An 8,504-nucleotide genomic window follows, 5' to 3' on the forward strand; every position below is an offset into this window, starting at 1 on the left:
CACCGGAATCACCCCCCTCACCACCCAACAAGCCCTCACCCTCCTCAACACCGCAACCACCCACCCCCACCTCATCCCCACCGCCATCAACACCACCCGACTCGACACAACAAACACACCCGCCATCCTCCACGGACTAGCCCGCACACGACGGACCACAGCGGCAGTCGCGGCGCAGCAGCCTTCCCGTCTGCTCACCGAGCTCGCCGGCCTGGACGACGAGAAGCGCGGGGAGCGAATGCTCGGGCTCGTGACGGGCGAGGTCGCGGATGTCCTCGGGCACGACAACGGGTACGGGATCGAACACACCCGCCCGTTCTCGGAGTTGGGGTTCGACTCCCTCACCGCCGTACAACTGCGCAACCGTCTGGGATCGCTTGTCGAGCAGACGCTTCCGGCGACTCTCGTGTTCGACTACCCCACACCGCTCGCGCTCGCCGAGTACCTCCGCTCGCGGATCACGGTCCGAAGCGCTTCCGCCGGAGGACTGGTCACCGTCGAGGACCTCAACCGTCTCGACGCCGCGCTTTCGGCGAGGCCGGCGGACGACTCGGAACGCGTCGCCATCGTGGAGCGTCTCGAAGCGCTGCTGTCGACTCTCTCGGTGCCCGGCGCACGGTCGCGCGAGAGCAGCGAGGACGTGCTCGATTCGCTCCGCGAAGCGAGCAATGAGGAGCTCTTTAGCTTCTTGGACAAGGATCTCGGACTCTGAGCCCAATTCGGCTCTCCGGGACGCGGTCAAGGTCAGCAATCCATTCGGGTAAGGCAATGGGAGCAGTACAAATGGCGGACGAAGGCAAGCTTCGGGACTACCTCACGCGCGTCATTGCCGAGTTGCACCAGACCCGGCAGAGGCTGCACGACGCCGAGTCCCAGGAGCACGAGCCGATCGCGATCGTAGGGATGGCGTGCCGCTTCCCGGGCGGGGTGCGTTCGCCGGAGGACCTTTGGCAGCTGGTCGCGGACGGCAGGGACGCGGTCGGTGGCTTCCCCACCGACCGCGGCTGGGACATCGAGTCCCTCTACCACCCGGACCCGGATCACCCCGGCACGTCGTACGTACGCGAGGGAGGGTTCCTGGAGCAGGCCGCGGACTTCGATCCCGAGCTGTTCCACATGAGTCCGCGGGAGACCCTGGCGACGGACCCCCAGCAGCGGCTGCTGCTGGAGACGGCGTGGGAGACCTTCGAGCGGGCGGGGATCAACCCGCAGTCGTTGCACGGCAGCCGTACCGGTGTCTTCACGGGCGTGATGTACAACGACTATTCCTCCCGATTGATGCATCAGGTCCCGGCCGGCTTCGAGGGACATGTCGGCAACGGGAGCGCCGGCAGCATCGCCTCCGGCCGGGTGTCGTACGCGTTCGGGCTTGAGGGCCCGGCGATCACCGTCGACACGGCGTGCTCGTCCTCGCTGGTCTCGCTGCACCTGGCCGCGCACGCGCTGCGGCAGGGGGAGTGCACGCTCGCCCTCGCGGGCGGGGTGACGGTGATGGCCACTCCCGGCACGTTCGTGGAGTTCAGCCGGCAGCGTGGGCTGGCGCCGGACGGCCGGTGCAAGCCGTTCGCGGCCGGAGCCGACGGCACCGGGTGGGCGGAGGGTGTCGGGCTGCTGCTGGTGGAGCGGCTGTCGGACGCCCAGCGCAATGGACATCAGGTGCTCGCCGTCCTGCGCGGATCGGCGGTGAACCAGGACGGTGCGTCGAACGGTCTGACCGCACCCAACGGACCTTCGCAGCAACGCGTCATCCGCCAGGCCCTCGTGAATGCCGGGCTGACGCCTGCCGACATCGACGCGGTCGAAGCGCATGGCACCGGCACCGCCCTCGGTGACCCGATCGAGGCACAGGCGCTGCTGGCGACGTACGGCGAGGGCCGGTCGGAGGACGCTCCGCTGTGGCTGGGTTCGCTGAAGTCGAACATCGGGCACACGCAGGCCGCCGCCGGTGTCGCGGGCATTATCAAGATGGTCATGGCGATGCGGGAGGGCGTACTCCCCCGCACCCTGCACGTGGACGAGCCGTCGTCCCACATCGACTGGTCGAGCGGAACCGTCCGTCTGTTGACGGAGCAGCAGGAGTGGTCGCATCCCGAACGGCCGCTCCGGGCGGCCATCTCGTCCTTCGGGCTGAGTGGCACGAACGCGCATGTGGTGCTGGAGCAGGCCCCGGCCGTTGAACCGGTCGAACCGGTCGGCTCCATACCGGACCCGAAGGGGACTGCGGGTGTGGTGGTGTGGCCGGTGTCCGGTCATACGGCCGAGGCGCTGGCCGGGCAGGCTTCGCGGCTGCACGCCTGGCTGGAGGACCACCCCGACACCGACCTCCCCGCCGTCGCGAACGCCCTCACCGGCACCCGGGCGACACTCGATCACCGGGCCGTCGTGTTCGGTACCGGGCGCGGGGAGCTGACCGACGCGCTGGCCGCCGTCGCGGCCGGGACCCCGACCGCGCAGGGTGTGACGGGCAGGTACCAGGCGGGCAAGCTCGCCGTCCTGTTCACCGGCCAAGGGTCCCAGTACCCGGGCATGGGACACGACCTCTACACCGCCCACCCCGTCTTCCGCGACGCGCTCGACGAGGTCTGCGCGGCCCTCGACCCGCACCTCCCGGCACCACTCCAGACGGTGATGTTCGCCGAACCCGGGACGCCGGAAGCCGACCTCCTGCACGACACCACCTACACCCAACCGGCCCTGTTCGCGCTGGAGACGGCTCTCTACCGGCTGGTGGAGTCCTACGGGGTGCGGCCCGACGCGCTGGCGGGGCACTCGATCGGTGAACTCACCGCCGCCCACATCGCCGGGGTGTTCACCCTCACCGACGCCGCCACCCTCGTCGCAACACGCGCCCGGCTGATGGGAGAACTCCCCCCCGGGCAGGGCACCATGCTCACCCTCCACACCACCCCCGACCAGATCACCCCCCTTCTCGAAGGCACCGGGCTGGAGATCGCCGCCCACAACTCACCCACCAACACCGTCATCTCCGGAACCGTGGCCGAGATCGAGGCACTCAACACCCGCGCCAGTGAAGCCGGAATCCGCACCCGCGCCCTGAACGTCAGCCACGCCTTCCACTCCGCCCACATGGACCCCGCCCTCGACACCTTCCGCGCCACATTCACCACCCTCACCCCCCAGCCCCCGACCCTGCCGGTCATCTCCAACCGCACCGCACTCCCCCTCACCCCCGAACAAGCCACCTCACCCGACTACTGGACCGAACAACTCCGCCACGCCGTCAACTACACCGGCATCACCGAACACCTGCACGCCACGGGCACCACCACGTATCTCGAACTCGGCCCCGACACCACCCTCACCACCCTCACCACCCAGACCCTCCCCGACACCACCGCCATCGGGACCCTCCACCCCAAACACCCCCACCAGCACACCCTCCACACCGCCCTCGCCACACTCCACACCCACCACACCCCCCTCACCTGGCCCACCACCCCCACCACCTCCCGTCACCACCCCACCCTCCCCACCTACGCCTTCCAACACCACCACTACTGGCTCAACACCCCGGCAAACAGCGGCGATCCGGCGAGTCTCGGGCTCCGCCGTACCGCGCACGCCCTGCTCGGTGCCGCAGTGGAGCTCGCGGACGGCGGGAGCGCCGTCACGTTCACCGGAAGCCTCAGTCTGCGCACGCACCCATGGCTTGCCGACCACGCGGTCGCGGGAGCCGTGCTGCTGCCCGGCACCGCGTTCGTGGACCTCGCCCTGCACGCCGGTGACCACACGGGCCACCCCCATCTGGCGGAGCTGACGCTCCAGGCCCCGCTCGTCATGCCGGAGACCGGCAGCGTTCATCTCCAGGTGACCGCCGGTGCCCACGAGGACGGGAGCGGACGGCGTCCGGTCACCGTCCACTCGCGCGCCGAGGACGGCGAGTCGTGGTCCCTGCATGCCACCGGCCATCTCACGACCGCGGCCCCGGCCCCCGCCGAAGACCTCACGGCCTGGCCGCCGGCCGGTGCGGAGGCGCTGCCCGTCGAGACGCTGTACGACGATCTCGCCGCGCACGGTTACCACTACGGCCCCACCTTCCGGGGTCTGACGGCGGCCTGGCGTTCGGGCGACAGCGACGACGTGTACGCGGAGATCTCGCTCGGCGAGGACGCCGACCCGGACGGCTACGGCATCCACCCCGCACTCCTCGACGCCACCCTCCACGCCCTCGGCCTCACCCCCGGCACAGAAGTTCGGGACGGCAACACGGGCGACGCGGGCAAGGCCCAACTCCCCTTCTCCTGGAGTGGAGTAGACCTGCACGCCACCGGCGCTTCGGCTGTCCGGGCGCATGTCCGCAGGCTGACGCCCACCACCGCCCGGATCACCCTCGCGGACCCCGAAGGCCAGCCCGTAGGACATATCGACACGCTGACCCTGCGGCCCCTCGACGTCGACCAGTTGCACCGGGCCGGCGAGTCCGATCCGTACCGCGACACGCTGTTCAGCCTGGACTGGTCCCCCGTCGCGCTTCCGGGGGCCGACGCCGGGAGCGGTCTCCCGTGCGCCGTTCTCGAACCGCTCACTGGCGGCACCGGCAACGGCACTGGCAACGGCACCGCCGAGAACGCGGCCGATTCCGCCGCGCGGTTCGCCGACTCGTTGGCCGCGGCCGTCGGGTGCGAGGGAACCACGGACCTCGACCGGCTGGCGGACGGAGCCGACGTACCGGCGACGATCTTTCTTCCCGTCGTGGACCGCGGCACGGACGCGGCGGGCGACGAGCCGGTGCCGGCCCGGGTGCGACAGCTCGGCACACGCCTGCTCGCGCTCGTCCAGCGCTGGCTGCGTGACGAATCACTGGCGGCGGCACGACTCGTCGTGGTGACGTCCGGGGCGGTGGCGGCGGAGCCCGGGGACCCGGTCTCCGACGTCGTGTCCGCGTCCGCCTGGGGACTGCTGCGCTCGGCGCAGTCGGAGCATCCGGACAGGTTCCTGCTGGTCGACGTGGACGGTGAGCCGGAGTCGGCAGCCGTGCTTCCGGCCGTCGTGCTGGGCGGCGAACCCCAGGTGGCCGTACGTGAGGGCCGGACGCTCGCGGCCCGTCTGGGCCGGTTCTCGACCGAGCAGGCGCTGACCGTCCCCGCGGGCGTGTCGGACTGGAGCCTCGGTGTGACGGGGCAGGGGACCCTGGACCACATCGCTCTGGTCGAGTCGCCCGAGGCGTCGGCGGAGTTGGCACCCGGTGAGGTGCGGGTCGCCGTCCGCGCGGCGGGCCTGAACTTCCGCGATGTCGTCGTCACCCTCGGCATGGTCAGCGATGTACGCGCCGTCGGCGGTGAGGGCGCCGGTGTGGTGCTGGAGGTGGCACCGGACGTCAGCCACCTCGCGGTGGGCGACCGGGTCATGGGCCTGTTCACCAGCACCGGTCCGGTGACCGTCACGGACGCCCGGCTGCTGACACGTATCCCGCAGGGCTGGACCTTCGCGGAGGCCGCCACCGTCCCGATCGTCTTCCTCACCGCGTACTACGGCCTGGTCGACCTGGCCGCGATCGAGCCCGGCGAGCGGCTTCTCGTCCATGCCGGCGCCGGTGGCGTCGGCATGGCCACGCTCCAGCTCGCGCGGCACTGGCAGGTCGAGGTCCTGTCGACCGCGAGCACCGGCAAGCAGCATGTCCTGCGCGCGCACGGCCTGGATGACGCGCACATCGCGTCGTCACGCACCCTCGACTTCGAGGACCACTTCCGCGGCGCGACGGGGGGTGCCGGTGTCGACGTCGTACTCAACTCGCTCGCCGGGGACTTCGCCGACGCGTCGATGCGGCTGCTCTCCGACGGCGGACGCTTCATCGAGATCGGCAAGACGGACATCCGTGACTCCGAGACCGTCGCCGAGGCCTACCCGGGCACCGTCTACCAGGCGTTCGACCTGGGCGACGCGGGGCCCGAGCGTATCCAGGAGATGCTGGAGGAGCTCCGTACGCTGTGCGAGGAGGGGGTACTGACCCCGCTTCCAGTCACCGCGTGGGACATCCGGCGCGCACCGGAGGCGCTGCGCTACCTGAGCCAGGCGCGGCACATCGGCAAGGTCGTGCTGACGCTGCCGTCCGCGTTGCGCTCCGACGGCACCGTCCTGGTCACCGGCGGCACCGGCACGCTCGGCGCGCTGACGGCCCGCCATCTGATCACGGAGCACGGCGTCCGGCACCTGCTGCTGACCAGCAGGTCCGGCCCGGACGCGAGAGGAGCGCGGGAGCTTCGGGAGGAGCTGACGGCGCTGGGGGCCGACGTACGTATCGCCGCGTGCGACGCGGCCGACCGGGAGCAGCTCACCGCGCTGCTGGACACCGTCCCCGCCGAGCACCCCCTCACCGCCGTCATCCACACCGCGGGTGTCCTCGACGACGCGACGGTCGACCGTCTCACCCCCGAGCAGCTCACCGGCGTCCTCGCCCCCAAGGTCGACGCAGCCTGGAATCTCCACGAACTCACAGCGGAGTCCGACCTCGACGCGTTCGTCCTCTTCTCCTCCGCCGCCGCGACATTCGGTGCGCCGGGACAGGCCAACTACGGGTCGGCGAACGTCTTCCTGGACACCCTGGCCGCCCATCGCCACCGCCGGGGTCTGCCGGCCGCCTCACTCGGGTGGGGCCTGTGGGCCGAGTCCAGTGGGATGACGCAGCACCTGGGCGGCGCGGATGTGGCGCGGGTGAGCCGCGCGGGAGTCGTACCCCTGACCACCCCCCAGGGGCTGGCGCTGCTGGACGTGGGACTGGCCGAGAACCTGCCCTTCCTGCTGCCGACCGGACTGGACACCCAGGCTCTGGGCTCGGCGACCCCGCCACCGCTCCTGCGCGCGCTGGTGCAGCCCCGGCGCGCGAGTGTGTCCCGGGCGGCCCGTGGTACGGCCGCTTCCGCGGGCAAGGGCGGCTCCCTCGCGGAGTCGCTGTCCGCGCTGGCCCCCGAGCAGCGGGAGCGTCACCTGCTGGACCTGGTGCGGAGCCATGTGGCGACCGTGCTCGTACGCGGCGACGCGGCGGCCATCGAGGCCGACCGCACGTTCCGGGAGCTGGGTTTCGACTCGCTGACCGCCGTCGAGGTACGCAACCGGCTCACCGCCTCCACCGGCCTCCAGCTCCCGACGACCCTGATCTTCGACCATCCGACTCCGATCCTGACGGCCCGCTTCCTCCTCACGGAGCTGCTCGGCACGCTGCCGGCAGTCGAGGCCGACGCGGTGGCGCCGGTCTCGTACGACGAGCCGATCGCCATCATCGGCATGGCCTGCCGCTTCCCCGGTGAGGTCTCCTCCCCGGAGGAGCTGTGGCAGCTCCTCGCCGAAGGGCGTGACGGCATCGGTGACTTCCCGACCGACCGCGGCTGGGACATCGAACGGCTGCTGGACCCGGACCCCGAGCGGACCGGCACTTCCGCGACGTCGTCCGGTGGCTTCCTCTACGACGCCGCCAAGTTCGACCCGGAGCTGTTCCGGATCAGTCCGCGCGAGGCGGTGGCGACGGACCCGCAGCACCGGCTGCTGCTGGAGACGTCCTGGGAGGCGTTCGAGCGGGCCGGCATCGACCCCATGTCACTCCAGGGAAGCGACACCGGTGTCTTCGCCGGTGTCATCTCGCAGGACTACCTGTCCCGGCTCACCGACACCCCCAAGGGGTTCGAGGGCCAGGTCGGTATCGGGAGCGCGCTGAGCGTCGCGTCGGGCCGTGTCTCCTACACGTTCGGCCTGGAGGGCCCCGCGCTCACGATCGACACGGCGTGTTCGTCGTCGCTGGTCGCGCTGCACCTGGCGTGCCAGTCACTGCGGAACGGCGAGTCGTCGCTCGCGCTGGCCGGTGGTGTGACGGTCATGGCGGCGCCCGGATGCTTCACGGAGTTCACACGCCAGGGCGGGCTGGCTCCGGACGGCCGGTGCAAGCCGTTCGCGGCCGGTGCGGACGGCACCGGCTGGTCCGAGGGTGTCGGGTTGCTGCTCGTGGAGCGGCTGTCGGACGCGGTGCGCAACGGCCGCCAGGTGCTGGCGGTGGTAAAGGGTTCGGCGGTCAACCAGGACGGTGCGTCGAACGGGCTCACGGCTCCGAACGGTCCGTCGCAGCAGCGGGTGATCCGCCAGGCGCTCGCCAACGCGGGGCTCTCGGCGGCGGACGTCCAGGCCGTGGAGGCGCACGGCACCGGCACCGCACTCGGCGACCCGATCGAAGCGCAGGCCATCCTCACTACTTACGGTCAGGACCGACCGGAGGGCGCTCCGTTGTGGTTGGGGTCGTTGAAGTCGAACCTTGGGCACACGCAGGCGGCTGCCGGTGTGGGCGGTGTGATCAAGATGGTCATGGCGATGCGGGAGGGCGTGCTCCCGCGCACCCTGCACGTGGACGAGCCGACGCCGCATGTGGACTGGTCGGCGGGGGCCGTTGAGCTGCTCAGGGAGAATACTCCGTGGGCGGTGGGGGAGGATCGGCCGAGGCGGGCGGGTGTGTCCTCGTTCGGCATGAGCGGGACGAACGCGCACGTCATCCTGGAGCAGGC

At 71.0% G+C, this 8,504-nt stretch carries 2 protein-coding genes; both read left to right on the forward strand.

The window, feature by feature from the left end:
• Positions 1-712: acyl carrier protein (locus ACZ61E_RS32360; RefSeq protein ID WP_469703962.1), on the forward strand; the 712-nt coding region annotated here is incomplete at its 5' end.
• A 71-nt stretch (positions 713-783) separates the two neighbouring features.
• A partial coding sequence (locus ACZ61E_RS32365) for an SDR family NAD(P)-dependent oxidoreductase (RefSeq protein ID WP_469703964.1) occupies positions 784-8,504 on the forward strand: 7,721 nt, incomplete at its 3' end.

This window comes from Streptomyces sp. NPDC104581 (assembly GCF_055583685.1).